This is a genomic window from Pelomonas parva (assembly GCF_043555835.1).
Taxonomy (GTDB): Bacteria; Pseudomonadota; Gammaproteobacteria; order Burkholderiales; family Burkholderiaceae_C; genus Pelomonas; species Pelomonas parva.
Window position 1 is genome coordinate 250,552 of record NZ_JBIGHV010000001.1, and the last position, 16,773, is coordinate 267,324.

Here is a 16,773-nt window from a genome sequence, read left to right on the forward strand (position 1 = left end):
TGCTAGCTCGACTGCCCCAGCAGGCCGGCGCGCAGTTGGGCGTCGCTGTTGCGCTCACCGATGAACACCTTGAGGAAGGCGGCGTAGAAGTCCTGGCCCTCGATGGGCTTGCCATGGACCTTGCCGTTGATGGTCAGCACCGTGCCTTGGTCTGGCAGGTAGTCGATGACGAGTCGGTCGCCCTTTTTCACCCGCCCGACCTCGCTGATGGCGGCGTTGAACTGCCTCACGCGCTCCTCGACCGCCGCCTTCTCGGCCTCGGTGGAGTTGCGGCTGACGCCCTTGTTGATGGCCTTGACGAACTCCTGCGTCGACACGTCCTTCACGATCGGGATGACGATGCGCAGTTCCAGCCGCTTGGGCCCGCCCTGCGCATAGATCGCCTCCGGGGTGCTGGCCTTCTGCGGCAGGTAGAGCGCGGCCAGGTAGGCCGAGTAGCGCATGACGAACACCTTGGCCCCCACGCCGTTGAGCTGCAGCGTGGCGCCACCCAGCGGCAGGGTGTCGGCAAAGTCCTGGCCTTCGAAGCGCACGGCCTGCGCCGGCAGGGACACAACGGCAGCCAGGGCCAGCACGGCGGCGTGGCGGCGGATCGACAGACTCATGCAGGGGCTCCAGCGGAAGACGTTCCGGACGATAACGGCAGGGACGACGGTGGCGCCGACAAGGCCCAGGCGACATGCTCGGCCACCAGCGCCTCGGCGCCCTCCCCGGCCCGCTGCAGCGCGGCCCGCAGGCTGGCGTCGTCACGCTGGCGCAGCGCGTTGCCGGCAGCCACCGCCAGGTTGCGTTGCCAGCGCGCAAAGCCAATGCGACGGATGGCGGAGCCCTCCGTGCGGCGCAGGAACTCGGCCTCGTCCCAGGCCAGCAACTCGGCAATCGGCGTGCCTGCCAGGCCCGGGCGCACGTCGAAATCAGCCAGCACGGCAGGCTGCGCGAACTTGTTCCACGGGCAGGCCAATTGGCAGTCGTCGCAGCCGTAGACACGGTTGCCGATCAGCGGCCGAAGTTCGGTCGGAATGGACCCGTCGTGCTCGATGGTCAGGTAGGAAATGCAGCGCCGCGCATCGACGCGGTAGGGCGCCGTGATAGCCGCCGTGGGGCAGACAGCGATGCAGGCGCTGCACTCGCCGCAGTGCGCGCTGACGGCCTCAGTAAGCGGCAAGGCGATGTCGATGAACAGCTCGCCGAGGAAGAACATCGAGCCCGCCTCGCGGTGCAGCGTCAAGGTGTGCTTGCCGCGCCAGCCCAGGCCCGAGCGCGCGGCCAACTCCACCTCCAGCACCGGCGCCGAGTCGGTGAACACCCGGTAGCCCAGCGGCCCGACCTCGGCCTCCAGTTTCTCGGCGAGCTTCTGCAGGCGGTTGCGCAGCACCTTGTGATAGTCGCGGCCTCTCGCATAAATGGAGACCTGCGCCTGCGTCGGCTCGGCCAGGCCGGCCCATTCGACTGCCTGCCAACCCGGCTCGGTCGCCTGAGGCAGATAGTCCATGCGCGCCGTGACGACCCGCAGCGTGCCCGGCACCAGCTCCGCCGGCCGCGCCCGCTTCATGCCGTGCGCGGCCATGTAGTGCATGCGGCCGTGGTGGCCTGCGTCAAGCCAGGCCTGCAGGCCGGGCTCGGCGCTGCTGAGGTCCACATCGGCCACGGCGATCTGTGAGAATCCCAGCTCACGCGCCCAGCCCCGCAAACGCTCCAACAGCGCGGTGGCATCGACAGTAGACGGGACCTCTTGCATTTGTCGCCGATTCTAGAAACCGAACTCCTGTGGTCCGACGAGACTGCGGCTCAAGCCTCCGCTGAAAAGCTCGCGGCGGCGCTGCTCCCCTCCCCCGACGCCGTCATCGAGCTGCATGGCCCGCTCGGCGCCGGCAAGACGACCTTCACGCGCCTGCTGCTGCGTGCGCTGGGTGTCGAGGGCCGCATCAAGAGCCCGAGCTATGCCGTCATGGAAAGCTACGAGTTGCCGGGCGGCGCGACCGCCAGCCACTTCGACTTCTACCGCTTCGGCGACCCGCGCGAGTGGGAGGACGCGGGCTTTCGCGATGTCTTCGCCGCGCCCGGCCTCAAGCTCTGCGAATGGCCCGAGAAGGCGGCCGGCCAGTTGCCGCCGGCCGACCTGCAGCTCTTCATCGAGTTGATGGCCGATGACGGCCGCCGCGTGCGCATGGTGGGCGACGCGCGACTCGTGGAGGCGCTGAAGTGAAGCGCCGCGCCTCCCTCGGCTTTCTCGCGCTGCTGCTGAAAGCGCCCACGACGCTGGCCGCGAGCAGCCAGGCCAGCATCGTCGCCGTGCGTGTCTGGCCGGCGGCCGACTACACGCGGGTGACCATCGAGTCCGACCGCCTACTCGCGGCCAGGCACTTCCTCGTCGACTCCCCGCACCGGCTGGTCATCGACATCGACGGCCTGTCGCTGAGCCCCGGCCTGCGCGAGCTGATCGGCAAGGTCAAGGCCGACGACCCCTACATCGCCGGCGTGCGCGTGGGCCAGAACACGCCCACCGTCGTGCGCATCGTGCTGGACCTGAAGCAGCCCGCCGCGCCGCAGGTGTTCACGCTGGCACCGGTGGCGGCCTACAAGCACCGGCTGGTGCTGGACCTGCACCCCAAGGTCGAGACGGACCCGCTGGTCGCCCTGGCCCAGGAGCACGACAAGCCGCCGGCTGCCGCAAGGCGCGCCGAGGCAGCGGCCAGCGCCGTCAACGACGCGCTGGAGGAACTGATCCAGAAGATCGAGCGCCCCGCCGCTCCGCCTGTTGCGCCACCACCCGTCGTTGCTGCCGCACCCAAGCCGGCCTCGGCGCCCGAGCCCAAGCCGCAGGCCGCCAAGGCCATGGACAGCCTCATCGTCATCGCGCTGGACCCCGGCCATGGCGGCGAGGACCCCGGCGCCGTCGGTCCCTCGGGCCTGCGCGAGAAGGACGTGGTACTCGCCGTGGGCCTGAAGCTGCGCGAGCGCCTGCAGTCCAACCCCAACATCCGCGTGCTGATGACGCGCGATGCCGACTTCTTCGTGCCGCTGCACGAGCGCGTGCGCAAGGCCCGGCGCGTGCAGGCCGACCTGTTCGTCTCCATCCATGCTGACGCCTTCTTCACGCCCAAGGCGCGGGGCGCCTCGGTGTTCGTCCTTTCGGACGGCGCCGCGACCAGCGCCGCCGCGCGCTGGATGGCCAACAAGGAGAACGCGGCCGACATGGTGGGCGGCGTCAACGTCGGCGCGGCGGTGAAGGACGCCAGCGTGCTGCGCGCGCTGCTGGACATGAGCACGACGGCGCAGATCAAGGACAGCCTCAAGCTCGGCAGGGAGGTGCTGGGGCAGATCGGCAAGGTCGGCCGGCTGCACAAGCCGCGCGTCGAGCAGGCCGGCTTTGCGGTGCTGAAGGCGCCGGACATCCCGAGCATCCTGGTCGAGACGGCCTTCATCTCCAACCCCGAGGAAGAGAAGAAGCTGCGCGACCCGGACTACCAGGACAAGCTGGTGGACGCGCTGGCGTCAGGGATCGCAAGGTATTTTGCAAAGAACCCGCCGATGGCGAGGAAGCGCGGCACGGCGCTCTGACGTTTCACCAAGCCCATCGCAGGCCCAGCGGCAGTTGCCGAGGCCCGAACAGGAAGTGCAGCACGCGGCGCCGCCCCGACGCCGACGCCTTCGACGACGCGTGCAGCACCAGCGGCCGCATCAACAGCCCGTCGCCGGCCCGCGCGTCCACCGCGACTTCACCGACCCGGCCGCGGCACTGCGCTGCGTCGGCTTCGCTGAGCACGCCGCGCCGATGCGATCCCGGCACGAAGCGGAGCCCGCCGTCGGCCTGCGTCGCGTTGTCCAGATGCAGGCGCAGCGCCACCATCTGCGCCAGCACCTCTGCCGGCGCCAGCACGAAATGCCGTCCGCCCTTGATGGACCAGGCGGTCAGCGCCGCATGCTCGATGCGCTCGGCCACGGGGATCGCCAGGTCCTGATGCGGCGCAACCAGCCAGTTGCGGTCGGGCGACTTCTCGAACAGCGTGCACTGCACCGCCACCGCATCGGCCGGCAGCACGCCGCGCAGCTGCGGCAGCGCCTGTAGCCACCGTGACAAGACCTGGCACCACGGCTGCTCCAGCAGCTCGCGCTGCCCGGCGGCACCGGGCGGCAGCGTGGCGAGTTCGGCGATCAGCCCCTGCCGCCGCTCGAGCGCCAGCAGGCCAGGGAGAAGGCGGAAGCCCTCGGGCAAGGCGTCGTCGTTCAGGACCGGCACGGGCCGGGATTTGACCTCACAGCCCCGGCACCTCGTTCACGGCCAGCAGGTCGGCGGCGGTAGCCAGCCCGCGCGAGGTACGCGCCCACCACTGCGAGAAGGAGTCGCAGCGGCGGTCCGCCGGCGGGAACAGCGCCGGCGCAGGCAGGCAGTCCGCCCAGCCCGCCAGCCAGGGCGCGAGGTGGGGCTCGGCGACGCTGCGCACGCTGCGGGCGGCCTGCAGCGCCGCACTGATGGCCGCTGGGTCGCCGTGCCAGGCCTGCGCCACCAGCTCACCCATGCGCCGGCCGACAAAGCGCCAGCGGCGCTCGCTCCACGGCCAGGCGCGGTGGTAGTCGCTCACGTAAAGGCCGATGGCCAAGGTGTCGGCGGGCAGCTCGCCCAGGCACCAGGGATGGACGAGCCAGACATCCCGGCCAGCGACGGCCGCCGCGCTTGGCGCCATGGCGCCCAGGTCGGGTGGCGGCGCGTCGCTCAAGCCGGGCTCGATACGGGCGGCGGCACTGGCAGGTGCAACGGCGCTGGACCGAGGCTCACGCGCCATCCGGTCCAGCGCTTCGTAGCTCGTGTCGATGACGCTGCCCGGGCTGTGCCAGTGCGCCGGCGCATAGCGGGCCACATTGTCGGCGTTGAAGAGATAAGGCCTGCTGCTGCCGGTACCGGCCACCCATTGCCAGCTGAGGTGGTTGCTGGCCAGGTCGCCGTCCAGCAAGTGGGCATAGAGCCAGTCGGCGCCGGCCCGCCAGTGCACACGGCGCACATGCACCACGTAGCTGGCCAGCCACATGCGCGCATGGTTGTGCAGCATGCCGGTGGCGTAGAGCGCGCGCACGGCCTCGTCCACCACGGGCACGCCGGTGCAGGCCTGGCGGATGTCGTCCGGAAGCTCACGGGCATAGGCGTCATCGGGCAGCGGGCCGGCGTGCAGCGACTGCAGGATGGCGTCGCCCCGGTGCTGCCAGACATGGCGGAAGTAGGCGCGCCAGCCCAGCTCGTAGACGAACTTGTGCTGCACGAGCAGCGGGTGGCGTGCCGCCACGCCGGCCAGCACCTCGGGCAACGTGACCAGGCCGTGCGTGAGGTAGGGCGACAGGCCGCTGACGGCGCCGTCGAGCGCATTGCGGGTGCGCGCATAGGCGGCCGGCCGCACGGCGGCGATGCGCGCCCGGGCGGCGGCCAGCGTGGGGGCGAAGGCCTCATCCATGGCCGACGTGCCCGCACCGGATCTGCGCCGCCCGCTCCTGCACGGCCTGCCTTTGCTCGTCGCTCAACCGCGCCACGTTCTTGACCTGCAGCACCATGCGCGGGTTGTTCGCCAGCCGCGCCTCGTGGCGCATCAGGAAGTCCCAGTACAGCGTCGTGAACGGGCAGGCGCGGTGGCCCGTGCGCTGCGCCGGGTCGTAGCGGCAGTCCTGGCAGTGCGGGCTCATGCGCTGGATGTACTTGCCGGTGGCGACATAGGGCTTGCTGCCCATCAGGCCGCCGTCGGCGTATTGGCTCATGCCCAGCGTGTTGGGCAGCTCCACCCACTCGACGGCATCCACGTAGACGGCCAGGTACCAGGAGTGCACCTGCTGCGGCGCCACGCCCAGCATCAGCGCGAACAGCCCGGTCACCATCAGGCGCTGGATGTGGTTGGCATAGCCGTGGGCCAGCGTCTGCGCCAGCGCATCGCGCAGGCAGGCCATGTCGGTGGCGCCGGTCCAGTACCAGGCGGGCAGGTCTTCGCACGCATCGAGCGCGTTGAGGTCGGCATAGCGCGGCATGCGCGTCCAGTAGATGCCGCGCACGTACTCGCGCCAGCCCAGGATCTGGCGGATGAAGCCCTCCACGCTGGCCAGCGGCGCCTGGCCCGCGCGGTACGCAGCTTCGGCGGCGGTCACGACCTCGCGCGGGTTCAGCAGCTTGAGGTTGAGCGCGGCCGACAGGTGCGAGTGGTAGAGCCAGGGGTCGCCGGGCCACATCGCGTCCTGGTAGCGGCCAAACCGCGGCAAGCGCTGTGCGATGAAGCCTTCCAAGGCCTGCAGCGCCTGCTCGCGGGTCACGGGCCAGGCGAAGCTGTCCAGCTGGCCTGGGTGATCGGCAAACCGGCTGTTGACCAAGGCGATCACGTCGCGCGTGACGGCATCGGGCTCGAAACCCGCTCGCGCCGGCACCTCGCCCGGGCCGTCGGCACCGAAGGCCTCGCGGTTGTCCGCATCGAAGTTCCACTGCCCGCCTTCCGGCTGGCCGTCCTGCATCAGCACGCCGTGGCGCTGGCGCTGCTCGCGGTAGAAGTACTCCATGCGCAGCGACTTGCGGCCCTTGGCATGGGCGGCGAACTCGCGCACGGTGACATAGAAATGCCGGTCCTCGCGGATGTCCAGCGGCAGGCCGCTCGTCTGCGCGACCGCCTTGATGGCCTGCAGCACGCGCCAGTCGCCCGGGGCGGTAATGACCAATCCGGCCGGCCGCAGCCGCGCGATGTCGGCCTGCAGCTGGGCGGCCAGCGTGCCGCAGTTGGCCGCGTCATCCAGCAGCATGTGGTGCAAGGGCCGGCCCGCTGCCTGCAGGGCCAGCGCGAAGTGCCGCATGGCGGCGAGGAACATCGCCGTGCGCGGCTTGCTGCTCCAGACGTGAGTGGACTCCTCCACCACCTCGGCCATCCAGACGGCATCGGTCGCCGCATCGAAGCCGTCGAAGCCGGACGCATCGAGATCAAGCTGATCGCCCAGCACGATGACCAGGTTGCGCAGCTCAGCCACGCGGCGCCCTCTTGCGGCGGCAGGCGTCGGAGCAGTACTTCACCTCGGCCCAGTTGCTGGCCCAGCGGCGGCGCCAGGTCATGGCCAGCCCGCAGCCCGCGCAGGGCTTGCTGGGCAGGGCGGCCTTGTTGCCGCGAAAGCCGCTGCGTTCGCGCGACATCAAGCGGCCCGCGCGGCGTCACCCAGCCAACGCAACATCGCCGTCGACAGCGAATGCGCAGACAGCCAGGCGCCCTCGACGCCCGCGCCGCCCAGGAAGTCGCCACACACGCCCAGGCCTTGCGCGGCGTCCCACCAGAACGATTCGCCCGGCGCCGTGCGGCGCGCCTGGGGCAGCGCATAACGCCAGCGATGCACGGTGCCATGAAGCCAGGCTACCGGCCGCCCCAGCGTGTCGCTCAGCGCCGCCTGGAGTTGCTGCAGCACCCACTCGGGCGGCTGCTCCAGGTGTTGCCGGCTCCAGCCCGCACGCGCATGGGCGACCCAGTGCGCCTGCCCCGGCGCACGCGCCCGGCCAGGCCGCGCGTCGTTGCGCATCACCCAGGCCAGCGGCCCGGCGGGTGGGCGGGCCAGCTCCCAGGCGGGCACAGCGTCGTCTGCGGCTACACCCATCAGCGTCCAGCAGGGCTGCATGGGCGCCAGCGACGCGTGTCGGGCCCAGTCGCTCCGGTGTGTCACTAGCAGCGGCGCCGCCTGGGCCGGCGGCAGCGCCAGCACGACCGCGTCGAAAGGCCCGCCCTGACGCTGGCCGGCGGCCTCCACCTGCCAGCCCGACGTTGTCCACTGCAGGTTGTCGATGACGCACGACCACCGGGTGGCTACGCCGGCCAGCAGGCGGCGGCACAGCTCGGGGCTGTCGGGCACGGGCACATGGAACTCAGCGGCGCCGTCCAGCGGCAGGCTGCCTGCGGCCAGCACCGGCCGCCACTCGGCCAGCCAGCCGGCCTGCAAGCCCTTGTCGACGAAGGCGCCGAAGGGCTCGACATGGGCCGTCATGCCCAGCGCGCCATGGTCCAGCCATGTCGTGCAGGGCTCTCCGGCACTGTCGACCCACGCCATGCGGCGCGTCGCCAGCCGCCCACCGGGGCCGCGCGCCTTGTCGAACACCTGCACCGCATGCCCGGCCTGCGCCAACGCGTGCGCGCAAGCCGACCCGGCGATGCCCGCGCCGATCACTGCCACCCGTTGAAGCTCTTTCAATGCCATCGCTGAATGCTACGCAAAACCGATTCAATTCATGAACTCGAATCGAATGCTCCGCGTCATCGCTTGGATAATCAGCGTCAAAGACGATTCAACAAGAAGGCCATGAACAAAGCCCAGGACACACCGACGCGCCACCGCAGTGGCGCCGTGGCGCGCATGCTGCGCATGCCGGTGGCGACGCTGCGCATCTGGGAGCGCCGCTACGCGCTGACCCGGCCGGCGTTGTCGCCCAGCGGCCAGCGCCTCTATTCGGCAGACGACGTGCGCCGGCTGGCCCTCATCAAGCAGCTGACGGACCTGGGCCATGACATCGGCAGCCTGGCGCCGCTGGACATGGCGCAGCTGCAGCAGGTGGCGGCCACGCATGCGACCACGCTGGCCAGCCGGGTGACGGCGGCCGAGGCCACGCCCGCCCGCGAGCGGCGCCTGGTGGTGATCGGCGCGGCCCTGGGCGCAAGGCTGCGCCGCCCTGCCCTGCTGCGGCAGCTGCCGGTGGCCGTGGAGATGCTGGGGCCGTTCAACGACGCGGCGCAGGCGGCGGCAGCCGTCGATGCGGCCAGCGTCGATGCCGTGCTTGTCGATGAGCCGCAACTGCACACCGGCTGGCGGACGGCGTTCGACGCCGCCGCCCCGGCGCTTGCCGGCCTGCCCACCGCGGTGCTGTACGGCTTTGCCGCCGACGCCGTCTGCGACGAGCTGGCCCGCAGCGGCACGCGGCTGTTGCGCGGGCCGCAGCCGGACGCGGTGGTGGCGCAGTGGCTGGCCGGCCTGATCGCCGTGCCCGCAACGACGACGGCGGCCGCCGGGGCCACCACCCCGTCACCCCGGCGCTGGAGCGACGCCGCGCTGGCCGACTTTGCCGGCCTGTCCTCCACCATCGCCTGCGAGTGCCCGCGCCATGTGGCGGAGCTGCTGGTGCAGCTGTCGCATTTCGAGGCCTACAGCGCCGACTGCCTGCAGCGCAGCCCCGACGACGCCGAGCTGCACGCCCACCTGGCGCAGGTCGCCGCCAGTTGCCGTGCGAAATTCGAGGCGGCGCTGGAACATGTGGCGCGGCACGAAGGCCTGCTGCTGCCGCGCTGACCGCACCGCGTCGGACAATGGCGGCCTTCGAATGACGCCCATCTGCAGAGGCCGGAAATGCCCCACAACCAGCCGCAACCCTCGGACTTCATTCCCCTGACCAGCGACACGCCGAACGACTGCGGCGGCTGCGGCAATGCCGACCGCCTGGGCTTCCAGTTCGACTACGCCTACCAGCCCATCGTCGACGTGGCCGCCCGCAACGTCTATGCGCATGAAGCCCTGGTGCGCGGGCCGCAGGGCGAAGGCGCGATGTCGGTGCTGGCCCAGGTGAACGAGGCCAACCGCTACCGCTTCGACCAGGCCTGCCGCGTCAAGGCCATCAAGACGGCCGCGCAGCTGGGCATGGCGGAGCGCGTCTCCATCAACTTCCTGCCCAACGCCGTCTACAAGCCCGAGGTGTGCATCCGCACGACGCTGGAGGCGGCGCGCACGCACGGCTTTCCGACCGAACGCATCATCTTCGAGGTGACCGAGGGCGAGCGCGTGGAGGACGGCCCCTGGCTGGCGACCATCCTGCGCGAGTACCAGCGCTGCGGCTTCCTGACGGCCATCGACGACTTCGGCGCGGGCTACGCGGGGCTGGAACTGCTGGCCGACTTCACGCCCGACATCATCAAATTGGACATGGCGCTGGTGCGGGGCGTGGACACCGGCAAGGCGCGCCAGGCGATCGCGCGCGGCATGGTGCGCATCTGCGCGGAGCTGGGCATCCAAGTCGTCGCCGAAGGCGTCGAGACGGCTGGCGAGCGCGACTTCTTCCTCAGCGAGGGCGTGACGCTGATGCAGGGCTATCTGTTCGCCCGGCCGGCGTTCCGGGCGCTGACGGCGGCGAGTGACATTGGCTGGGCATGAGCCTCTGCAACACGGCAGCTTCAGCCGACGGACTCGAGCACGGGGGGAACGGATGAACGAGATCAGATTTCTGATGGGCCTCATGACCGCCGCCGTTGTGGCCGGTTGTTCACAAAGCGCAGACGTTTCCAGCCGCATCGCCGCCGAAGCGGCAAAGGCGCAGACCATCGACCTGGCAGCGCTCACGCCGTTCGCGTGGGACCGCGCGTTGGTGTTCGGCCCCTATGCCTCGACAGATCGCATCTGCGCAGCGCTTCCCAAGTCCTTCGCCGAATGCGCCAAGAGCTATCCGCAGGGCGTGGGTGAAGGCAGCTATCTACTGACCTTCATTCGTGACAGCCGCGTCGTCCACCACGAGTTGCACTCCCGTCGCCACGGGGAGTTCTGTAAGAACAGCTGCGTACTTGAACTCAGCCCAGAGACTGCCCGCTTCACTGTCGGCGTTTCATCGTCCGTCCCTGACAGAAAGCACTTCTCGCCAGCGACTCGCTGACCCGGCGCCGCAGGCGGCGCAGGCGAGTGGTCTTCGGGGAGAGGCTTGTCGTTTGCGCTGCTCGGTCAGCAGCACTTCCCGACTCGCGCGCTGTAGCGCGCCGCCTGCCTCTCCCTGAAGAACTCCTCGTAGCTCATCGGCGCCCGCTCCGGGTGCGTGGCCTGGTGGTGGGCCAGGTAGGTGCCGTAGTCCGGCACGCCCACCATCAGACGCAGCCCTTGGGCCAGGTAGCGACCCGCACGGGTCAGGTCGCCACGCTCAAGCACGCTGGCCCGCCGGCAGCTGCACGAAGGCCGTTTCCTGCGCCGTGACCCTGGCCGTGCCACGCGCCACGCGGATGGCCTTGACGCTGTAGATCAGCACGCTGATGACCACGCCCATGAAGAGCACGCACAGCGCCGCGTCCAGCCGGTCGTTGAAGACGACGCGCTCCATCGCCGCCAGCGTCTTGGCCGGCGCCAGCACCTTGCCTTCCGCAATCGCGGCGGCGTACTTGTCGGCATGGGCCAGGAAGCCCAGCTTGGGGTCGCTTGAGAAGATCTTCAGCCAGCCCGCCGTCATCGTGCACACCAGCAGCCAGGCGGCGGGCACCATGGTGACCCAGGCGTAGCGGTCCTTCTTCATCTTGAACAGCACGACCGTGCCCAGCATCAGCGCGACGGCGGCCAGCATCTGGTTGCCGATGCCGAACAGCGGCCACAGCGTGTTGATGCCGCCCAGCGGGTCGACGACGCCCTGGTAGAGGAAGTAGCCCCAGGTCGCCACGCACAGGCCGGTGGCGACAAGGTTGGCAACCCAGCTCTCGGTGCGCTTCATGGACGGCACGAAGCTGCCCAGCAGGTCCTGCAGCATGAAGCGGCCGGCGCGCGTGCCGGCGTCCACGGCGGTCAGGATGAACAGCGCCTCGAACAGGATGGCGAAGTGGTACCAGAACGCCATCATGGCTTTGCCGCCCACCACCTGATGCAGGATCTCGGCCATGCCCACCGCCAGCGTCGGCGCACCGCCGGCACGGGCCAGGATGGTCTTTTCGCCGACATCGGCCGCCGCCTGGGTCAGCTGCTCGGGCGTGATGACGAAGCCCCAGGTCGACAGCGTCTGCGCGACCGTCGCCGCATCTTTGCCGACGACGGCGGCCGGGCTGTTCATCGCGAAGTAGACGCCCGGCTCGATGCACGAGGCCGCGACGAGGGCCATCACCGCGACGAAGCTCTCGGCCAGCATGCCGCCGTAGCCGATGTAGCGGGCGTGGGTCTCGTTCTCCAGCAGCTTCGGGGTCGTGCCCGAGGAGATCAGCGCATGGAAGCCCGACACCGCGCCGCAGGCGATGGTGATGAACAGGAAGGGGAACAGGCCGCCCGCCCAGACCGGGCCGCCACCGGCCGCGAACTGCGTCAGCGCCGGCATCTTCAGCGGCGGCGCAACGATGACGATGCCGATGGCCAGCGCGATGATGGTGCCGATCTTCAGGAAGGTGCTGAGGTAGTCGCGCGGCGCCAGCAGCAGCCACACCGGGATGCTCGCGGCGACGAAGCCGTAGCCGACCAGCAGCCAGACCAGCGTGGTCGGCTCCAGCGTGAAGATGGGCGCCAGCGTGGCGCTCTCGCTGACCCACTGGCCGCCGAAGATGGACGCCATCAGCAGCACGAAGCCGATGGCCGACACTTCGCCGATGCGGCCCGGGCGCAGGTAGCGCAGGTAGACGCCCATGAAGAGCGCGACGGGAATCGTCGCCGCCACCGTGAACAGGCCCCAGGGCGAGTCCGCCAGCGCCTTGACGACGATCAGAGCCAGCACCGCCAGGATGATGATCATGATCATGAAGGCGCCGAACAGCGCGATCAGTCCGGGCACCGTGCCCATCTCCTGCTTGACGAGGTCGCCCAGCGAGCGGCCGTCACGGCGCGTGGAGATGAACAGCACGATGAAGTCCTGCACCGCCCCGGCGAACACGACACCGGCCAGTATCCACAGCAGCCCCGGCAGATAACCCATCTGCGCCGCCAGCACGGGGCCCACCAGCGGGCCGGCGCCGGCAATCGCCGCGAAGTGGTGGCCGTAGAGCACGTGCTTGTTGGTGGGCACGTAGTCCAGCCCGTCGTTGTACTTCCAGGCCGGTGTCTGCCGGCTGGCGTCCAGGCCCAACACCTTGTGGGCGATGAACAGGCTGTAGTAGCGGTAGGCAATCAGGTAGACGCACAGGGCGGCGGCCACGACCCACAGCGCGCTGATCGTCTCGCCGCGGCTCAAGGCCACGGTGGCGAGGGATGCGGCGCCGAGGATGGCAACGCCGGCCCACGCGAGGTGGCGACCGATGTTCTGCATGAGGTTTGTCTCCGTTGCGGCGCACGCCTCGACGAGGGCGCATGGCCGTGGCGGCAGTCTCGGCATTCGGCCTTCGCGGCACATCGTCCATGCCACGCGGGTCGGGCACGCGGCAACACCTAAGGGTCAACCCCGAACACAGCCGCTTACGAATGCAGCGCCGGCGGCCGTCAACGACCCGCCGGACGCCGCGTTGATCCAGGCATCGCAGGCCAGCCCTCACGGCCTCGAAGGAGAGTTGAAATGCTTCGTCGCACTGTTGCCATCCTCGCCACCGTCAGCGCGCTGCTCGGCGCCACCGCTGCTCAAGCCGGCACGAGCTGGTCCATCGGCATCAACCTGCCGGGTGCCGCTGTCGTCGTGGCCGACGGCCCGCGCCACTATGTGCGGGAGGTGACCCCGGTCTACTACGCCGCCGCACCGCGGTATGTGGAGCGCGAGGTCTACTACGCACCGCCCCCGCGCGTCGTCTACCAGCCCCACTACCGCCATCGCCACGTGCATCACCACCACAGCCACCGATGGGACGACCGTCGCCATGACCGCCGGGATGACCGGCGAGACGATCGCCGCAACGACAGGCGCGACGACCACGGCCCGCACCGCGGCCGTTGAGCCCGGCCGCTAACGGCAGAACCGCCTGACATCCGCCGTGGCGATGTCGCGGTCGTGTTGGTCGATGCTGGCGCCGTTGGTGTGCCTGAGCCTGCCGTTGAGGATGTCCTGGGCCAGCGCGCAGCGCGAGGCGTCGGTGCCATGCTCCTTGCCGCCCGACTGCGAGCGAGGCGGCGGCGCCGGACGGGGCGGCTCGGGCCAGCGCAGCTCCGAGGCCTTGGCCGCAGGCGCCCAGGCTGCAGGCGCGGACGCCGGTGGCGGGGCCGGCGGCAGCTTGATCTTCAGCTCCTGCTGCCTGGCAGCGGCGTCCTTGCGGTCGCCGTAGTGCACCTTGCCATTGGCGTCCGTCCACTTGTAGACCTGCGCCTGGCTGGCGCCTGCACAGCAGGCCGCGCCCAGCACGAGCGATCGCATCCACGCCTTCATGTCAGTCCCTCCTGCCTGGCATGTTCCACCGCATAGCGGATCAGCTCGGCCTGCCCGTCCAGCGCCAGCTTGCGCTTGATGCTCTGGCGGTGGGCCTCGACGGTGCGCACCGACAGGTTCAGCTCGCGGGCGATCTGCTTGCTGGAGGCGCCGCGGCCCAGCGCGGACAGGATCTCGCTTTCACGCGGCGTCAGCACCGGCTTGGGCGCCTGGCCGCGGAAGAGCCGGCCGGACACGGCGGCACTCAGGAAGGTGCCGCCGGCCGCCACCGCGTCAATGGCCGACACGATCTCGGTCGCTGGCGCGTCCTTGAGCACATAGCCCCGCGCGCCGGCGGTCAGCGCGCGCTGCACGTACTCGGGGTTGTCGTACATGCTGAACATCAGCAGCTTGACGCTAGCTTGGGCGGTCAGCATCTCGGCGGCCAGCGCGATGCCGTTGACGTCCTTCAGGCCCACGTCCATCAGCACGACGTCAGGTGCCGTGCGCGCGAGCTGCTCCAGCGCCTCGACGCGGTTGCCCGCCTCGCCGACGACATCGAAGCGCGCCACGGCCGCCAGGCGCGCGACCAGACCTTCGCGCACCATCGGATGGTCGTCGACAAGCAGGATGCGGATGGGCGTGGTCATGCGGCGGCGCGGGCGAGGTCGGCAGCCGATAGTTTGACCGTGAGCCGGCTGCCGTCGCCGGGTGCAGTCTCCAGACTCAGGCGCGCGCCCAGCGCGGCGGCACGTTCGCGCATGCTGCGCAGGCCCAGGCCCCGGTCGGCCACGGCCTGTGCGGCGTCGGCGTCGAAGCCCTGGCCGTCATCCCTGATGTCGAGGCTGAGGCCACCATGGGCTTCGAAGCGCAGCGTCATGTCCACCGCCGTCGCATGCGCATGGCGGGCGGCGTTGCTCAGCGCCTCCTGGGCGATGCGGAACAGCGCCGTGTTGACCACCTCCGGCAGCGCGACTTCCTGGCCCTCGACGGCCGCCGAGAACCGCGTGCCACCGGCCGCGTCGAACTCACCCGCCAGGTGCTGCAGCGCGGCCGGCAGGCCCAGCGTGTCCAACAGCGCCGGGCGCAGCGCGTGGGACAGGTGGCGCACCTCGGCCAGCGTGCTGTTCAGCCGCTTCAGCGCCAGCGCCTGCAGCCGCTCGGCGCCGGCGGGCGCTTGCTGGGCCGATTCGATCAGCAGCTTGGTGGCCACCAGCGCCTGGCTGACACCGTCGTGCAGCTCGCGGGCCAGCCGGGCGCGCTCGTCCTCCTGGCTCTGCACCACCTCGCGGGCCAGCGCGCGCAGCTTGGCCTCGGCGCTGCGGTGCTCGCTCAGGTTGAGGGCCAATGCCCCCGCGCTGATCAGCGCGATGCCGAACACAGCCACGGCCCCCACCCACAGCATGGTGGCGGTGATGTTCTGCCGTGCGCCCTGGGCCAGATCGGCCATGGTGGCCTCGATGCCGTCCAGGTACAGCCCGGTACCCAGCATCCAGCCCCACTCCGGCACGGCCACCACGTAGCCCAGCTTGGGCGCGAGCAGGCTGCTCGATGGCTTGCGCCACAGGTACTCGACATAGCCGCCGCCCGCCTTGGCCTGCGCAATGAGCTGCTGGATGGTGGGCCGGCCCTGCGGGTCGCGCAGCTCCCAAAGGTTCTGGCCGGCCAGCTCGGGCTGGCGGGAATGCATCAGCACCTGGCCGTCCAGCGCGTAGACGAAGAAGTAGCCATCGGGCCCGTAGTCCAGCGACTTCAGGATGGCCAGCGCCTGCTGCTGCCCGCCGGGCTGGCCCAGCAGCGGCCTGACGGTGCTGACGGCCAGGTCGACGTAATGCTTCAGCTCGGTGCGACGCGCATCCATGTAGCTGGCGCGCACCAGCGCATGCTCCCGCTCGACCAGCTGGCTTTCCTGCTGGCGCACGACGAGGGCGATCAGCGCCAGCGAGGCCAGCAGCGGCAGCAGAGCCAACAAGGCCAGCTTGCCGCGCAGGGACAGAGCGGGCAGGCGCGTGTCGGGCACAGCCTTACTTCGTCGGCAGCATCACGACGCGGGCATCGCGCAGGCGGATGCGCTCGCCGACGACCTTGACCCAGGGCTGAAGGCGCGCTTCGGCCGGCGCCGCACGCTCGAGCAGCACCGCTGCTTCGTCGAAGCGGGCCAATTGCCGCAAGCCCTCCACCTTGGTCAGCAACTGGTTGACGTTGGACTCATCGAGGCTGGCCAACAGCGCTTCCAGGTTGTCCCTGTCGGCTGAACCGGCCGCGAAATCGCTGGATTCGATGGCGGCCTGGGAGGCTTCTCTCGGCCGGCGTTGGTGATTGGCTTCCCACCAGGCGTGGCGCCGCAGGTAGGCGAGCCGCTCCGCCGTGTCGCCCAGTCCATCAGCAATGGCCTGCAGGTACTCGGCGCCTTTCAGGGAGCGCACGGTCGGCGCCTGTTTCCAGCCCTGCGGCGCGGACGCTGGCAGTTCGCCCCAGGGCGTGATCTCGCCCAGCACCTTTGCCGACGCCACCCAGAAGATGGGGCCGCTGTCGCTGCAGCGCGTCACCGCAGGGAATCTCGGCAGCATGGGCGCCACCATGTAGCCATCGGTCCAGATCCGCGCGCCAAAGGTATTGCCAGAGTTGATGCTGGGCACCGAGCGAATCTCGTCCGAGCCCGGGCATTGGATGATCTTCGTGGGCCCCGGCGTGGTGGCTTGTGAGGTCGCGGCAGCCATCAGGCCTGCGACGCCCAGAAGTGACAGAAGGGAGGTGGCGCGAATCTTCATCCGCCGAGTGTCGCCGCAGCCATGCGCAGCGCGACT

At 70.2% G+C, this 16,773-nt stretch carries 19 protein-coding genes; 6 read left to right on the forward strand and 13 right to left on the reverse strand.

From position 1 onward, the window contains the following. Positions 1-2: 2 nt before the first annotated feature. The gene (locus ACG00Y_RS00910; protein WP_394475378.1) at positions 3-605 is read right to left on the reverse strand and encodes a chalcone isomerase family protein; all 603 of its coding nucleotides are present in this window, start codon (positions 603-605) and stop codon (positions 3-5) included. Continuing rightward, the gene (gene queG, locus ACG00Y_RS00915; RefSeq protein WP_394475379.1) at positions 602-1,738 is read right to left on the reverse strand and encodes a tRNA epoxyqueuosine(34) reductase QueG; all 1,137 of its coding nucleotides are present in this window, start codon (positions 1,736-1,738) and stop codon (positions 602-604) included. Before queG ends, ACG00Y_RS00910 begins: the two co-directional genes overlap by 4 nt. Here queG and tsaE point away from each other — a divergent pair. Both tsaE and ACG00Y_RS00925 read left to right on the forward strand, forming a co-directional pair. Continuing rightward, a complete protein-coding gene (gene tsaE / locus ACG00Y_RS00920; RefSeq protein ID WP_394475380.1) occupies positions 1,733-2,206 on the forward strand; it encodes a tRNA (adenosine(37)-N6)-threonylcarbamoyltransferase complex ATPase subunit type 1 TsaE in 474 nt (157 codons plus the stop codon). The two genes, queG and tsaE, sit on opposite strands and share 6 nt — an antisense overlap. After that, positions 2,203-3,561 (forward strand): N-acetylmuramoyl-L-alanine amidase, encoded by a 1,359-nt coding sequence (locus ACG00Y_RS00925; RefSeq protein ID WP_394475381.1) that lies wholly within the window; start codon positions 2,203-2,205, stop codon positions 3,559-3,561. The genes tsaE and ACG00Y_RS00925 overlap by 4 nt, the downstream gene beginning before the upstream one ends. A gap of 4 nt (positions 3,562-3,565) precedes the next feature. Here the strand turns inward: ACG00Y_RS00925 and ACG00Y_RS00930 are convergent, their stop codons facing one another. Genes ACG00Y_RS00930 through ACG00Y_RS00950 form a run of 5 tightly spaced genes read right to left on the reverse strand, consistent with a single transcriptional unit; the run spans position 3,566 to position 8,190 of the window. Continuing rightward, on the reverse strand, positions 3,566-4,240 hold the full coding sequence (locus tag ACG00Y_RS00930; RefSeq protein WP_394475382.1) for a phytanoyl-CoA dioxygenase family protein: 675 nt from the start codon (positions 4,238-4,240) through the stop codon (positions 3,566-3,568). Between the two features lie 16 nt (positions 4,241-4,256). Further along, positions 4,257-5,444 (reverse strand): FAD-binding domain-containing protein, encoded by a 1,188-nt coding sequence (locus ACG00Y_RS00935; RefSeq protein ID WP_394475383.1) that lies wholly within the window; start codon positions 5,442-5,444, stop codon positions 4,257-4,259. Beyond that, positions 5,437-6,984 (reverse strand): cryptochrome/photolyase family protein, encoded by a 1,548-nt coding sequence (locus ACG00Y_RS00940; protein ID WP_394475384.1) that lies wholly within the window; start codon positions 6,982-6,984, stop codon positions 5,437-5,439. The genes ACG00Y_RS00935 and ACG00Y_RS00940 overlap by 8 nt, the downstream gene beginning before the upstream one ends. Next, the gene (locus ACG00Y_RS00945; RefSeq protein WP_394475385.1) at positions 6,977-7,144 is read right to left on the reverse strand and encodes a DUF2256 domain-containing protein; all 168 of its coding nucleotides are present in this window, start codon (positions 7,142-7,144) and stop codon (positions 6,977-6,979) included. Before ACG00Y_RS00945 ends, ACG00Y_RS00940 begins: the two co-directional genes overlap by 8 nt. Continuing rightward, entirely contained in the window at positions 7,144-8,190 is a 1,047-nt protein-coding gene (locus tag ACG00Y_RS00950; RefSeq protein WP_394475386.1) for an NAD(P)/FAD-dependent oxidoreductase, read from the reverse strand. The genes ACG00Y_RS00945 and ACG00Y_RS00950 overlap by 1 nt, the downstream gene beginning before the upstream one ends. A gap of 102 nt (positions 8,191-8,292) precedes the next feature. Here ACG00Y_RS00950 and ACG00Y_RS00955 point away from each other — a divergent pair, with 102 nt between their 5' ends. From ACG00Y_RS00955 to ACG00Y_RS00965, 3 genes are all read left to right on the forward strand, one after another. Further along, positions 8,293-9,273 carry a MerR family transcriptional regulator gene (locus ACG00Y_RS00955; protein WP_394475387.1) on the forward strand — a complete coding sequence of 327 codons (981 nt, stop codon included), beginning with the start codon at positions 8,293-8,295 and terminating at the stop codon, positions 9,271-9,273. A 57-nt stretch (positions 9,274-9,330) separates the two neighbouring features. After that, a complete protein-coding gene (locus ACG00Y_RS00960) occupies positions 9,331-10,128 on the forward strand; it encodes an EAL domain-containing protein (RefSeq protein ID WP_394475388.1) in 798 nt (265 codons plus the stop codon). Positions 10,129-10,210: 82 nt separating this feature from the next. Beyond that, positions 10,211-10,621, forward strand: coding sequence for a hypothetical protein (locus tag ACG00Y_RS00965; protein ID WP_394475389.1), 411 nt, complete (start codon positions 10,211-10,213; stop codon positions 10,619-10,621). 65 nt (positions 10,622-10,686) lie between these two features. On the opposite strand, the gene ACG00Y_RS00970 is transcribed toward ACG00Y_RS00965, so the two are convergent. Both ACG00Y_RS00970 and ACG00Y_RS00975 read right to left on the reverse strand, forming a co-directional pair. Next, a complete protein-coding gene (locus ACG00Y_RS00970) occupies positions 10,687-10,887 on the reverse strand; it encodes a YbdD/YjiX family protein (RefSeq protein WP_394475390.1) in 201 nt (66 codons plus the stop codon). Beyond that, positions 10,880-12,946 carry a carbon starvation CstA family protein gene (locus ACG00Y_RS00975; protein ID WP_394475391.1) on the reverse strand — a complete coding sequence of 689 codons (2,067 nt, stop codon included), beginning with the start codon at positions 12,944-12,946 and terminating at the stop codon, positions 10,880-10,882. Before ACG00Y_RS00975 ends, ACG00Y_RS00970 begins: the two co-directional genes overlap by 8 nt. A gap of 243 nt (positions 12,947-13,189) precedes the next feature. Here ACG00Y_RS00975 and ACG00Y_RS00980 point away from each other — a divergent pair, with 243 nt between their 5' ends. Beyond that, entirely contained in the window at positions 13,190-13,561 is a 372-nt protein-coding gene (locus ACG00Y_RS00980) for a hypothetical protein (protein WP_394475392.1), read from the forward strand. A 9-nt stretch (positions 13,562-13,570) separates the two neighbouring features. Here ACG00Y_RS00980 and ACG00Y_RS00985 read toward each other — a convergent pair whose 3' ends face one another. From ACG00Y_RS00985 to ACG00Y_RS01000, 4 genes are read right to left on the reverse strand one after another with little or no spacing between them, the layout of a single operon-like run. Continuing rightward, entirely contained in the window at positions 13,571-13,987 is a 417-nt protein-coding gene (locus tag ACG00Y_RS00985; RefSeq protein ID WP_394475393.1) for a DUF4124 domain-containing protein, read from the reverse strand. Then, the gene (locus ACG00Y_RS00990) at positions 13,984-14,616 is read right to left on the reverse strand and encodes a response regulator transcription factor (RefSeq protein WP_394475394.1); all 633 of its coding nucleotides are present in this window, start codon (positions 14,614-14,616) and stop codon (positions 13,984-13,986) included. The genes ACG00Y_RS00985 and ACG00Y_RS00990 overlap by 4 nt, the downstream gene beginning before the upstream one ends. After that, a complete protein-coding gene (locus tag ACG00Y_RS00995; protein WP_394475395.1) occupies positions 14,613-15,986 on the reverse strand; it encodes a cache domain-containing protein in 1,374 nt (457 codons plus the stop codon). Before ACG00Y_RS00995 ends, ACG00Y_RS00990 begins: the two co-directional genes overlap by 4 nt. A 4-nt stretch (positions 15,987-15,990) precedes the next feature. Beyond that, positions 15,991-16,686, reverse strand: coding sequence for a hypothetical protein (locus tag ACG00Y_RS01000; RefSeq protein WP_394475396.1), 696 nt, complete (start codon positions 16,684-16,686; stop codon positions 15,991-15,993). Positions 16,687-16,773 lie beyond the last annotated feature (87 nt).

What these genes read in the sequence shown, in the direction of transcription:
- ACG00Y_RS00910 (WP_394475378.1), bottom strand. Translation starts at nt 605, where the DNA reads ATGAGTCTGTCGATCCGCCGCCACGCCGCCGTGCTGGCCCTGGCTGCC.
- queG (WP_394475379.1), bottom strand. Translation starts at nt 1,738, where the DNA reads ATGCAAGAGGTCCCGTCTACTGTCGATGCCACCGCGCTGTTGGAGCGT.
- ACG00Y_RS00935 (WP_394475383.1), bottom strand. Translation starts at nt 5,444, where the DNA reads ATGGATGAGGCCTTCGCCCCCACGCTGGCCGCCGCCCGGGCGCGCATC.
- ACG00Y_RS00945 (WP_394475385.1), bottom strand. Translation starts at nt 7,144, where the DNA reads ATGTCGCGCGAACGCAGCGGCTTTCGCGGCAACAAGGCCGCCCTGCCC.
- ACG00Y_RS00950 (WP_394475386.1), bottom strand. Translation starts at nt 8,190, where the DNA reads ATGGCATTGAAAGAGCTTCAACGGGTGGCAGTGATCGGCGCGGGCATC.
- ACG00Y_RS00955 (WP_394475387.1), top strand. Translation starts at nt 8,293, where the DNA reads ATGAACAAAGCCCAGGACACACCGACGCGCCACCGCAGTGGCGCCGTG.
- ACG00Y_RS00960 (WP_394475388.1), top strand. Translation starts at nt 9,331, where the DNA reads ATGCCCCACAACCAGCCGCAACCCTCGGACTTCATTCCCCTGACCAGC.
- ACG00Y_RS00965 (WP_394475389.1), top strand. Translation starts at nt 10,211, where the DNA reads ATGACCGCCGCCGTTGTGGCCGGTTGTTCACAAAGCGCAGACGTTTCC.
- ACG00Y_RS00975 (WP_394475391.1), bottom strand. Translation starts at nt 12,946, where the DNA reads ATGCAGAACATCGGTCGCCACCTCGCGTGGGCCGGCGTTGCCATCCTC.
- ACG00Y_RS00980 (WP_394475392.1), top strand. Translation starts at nt 13,190, where the DNA reads ATGCTTCGTCGCACTGTTGCCATCCTCGCCACCGTCAGCGCGCTGCTC.
- ACG00Y_RS00985 (WP_394475393.1), bottom strand. Translation starts at nt 13,987, where the DNA reads ATGAAGGCGTGGATGCGATCGCTCGTGCTGGGCGCGGCCTGCTGTGCA.
- ACG00Y_RS00990 (WP_394475394.1), bottom strand. Translation starts at nt 14,616, where the DNA reads ATGACCACGCCCATCCGCATCCTGCTTGTCGACGACCATCCGATGGTG.
- ACG00Y_RS01000 (WP_394475396.1), bottom strand. Translation starts at nt 16,686, where the DNA reads ATGGCTGCCGCGACCTCACAAGCCACCACGCCGGGGCCCACGAAGATC.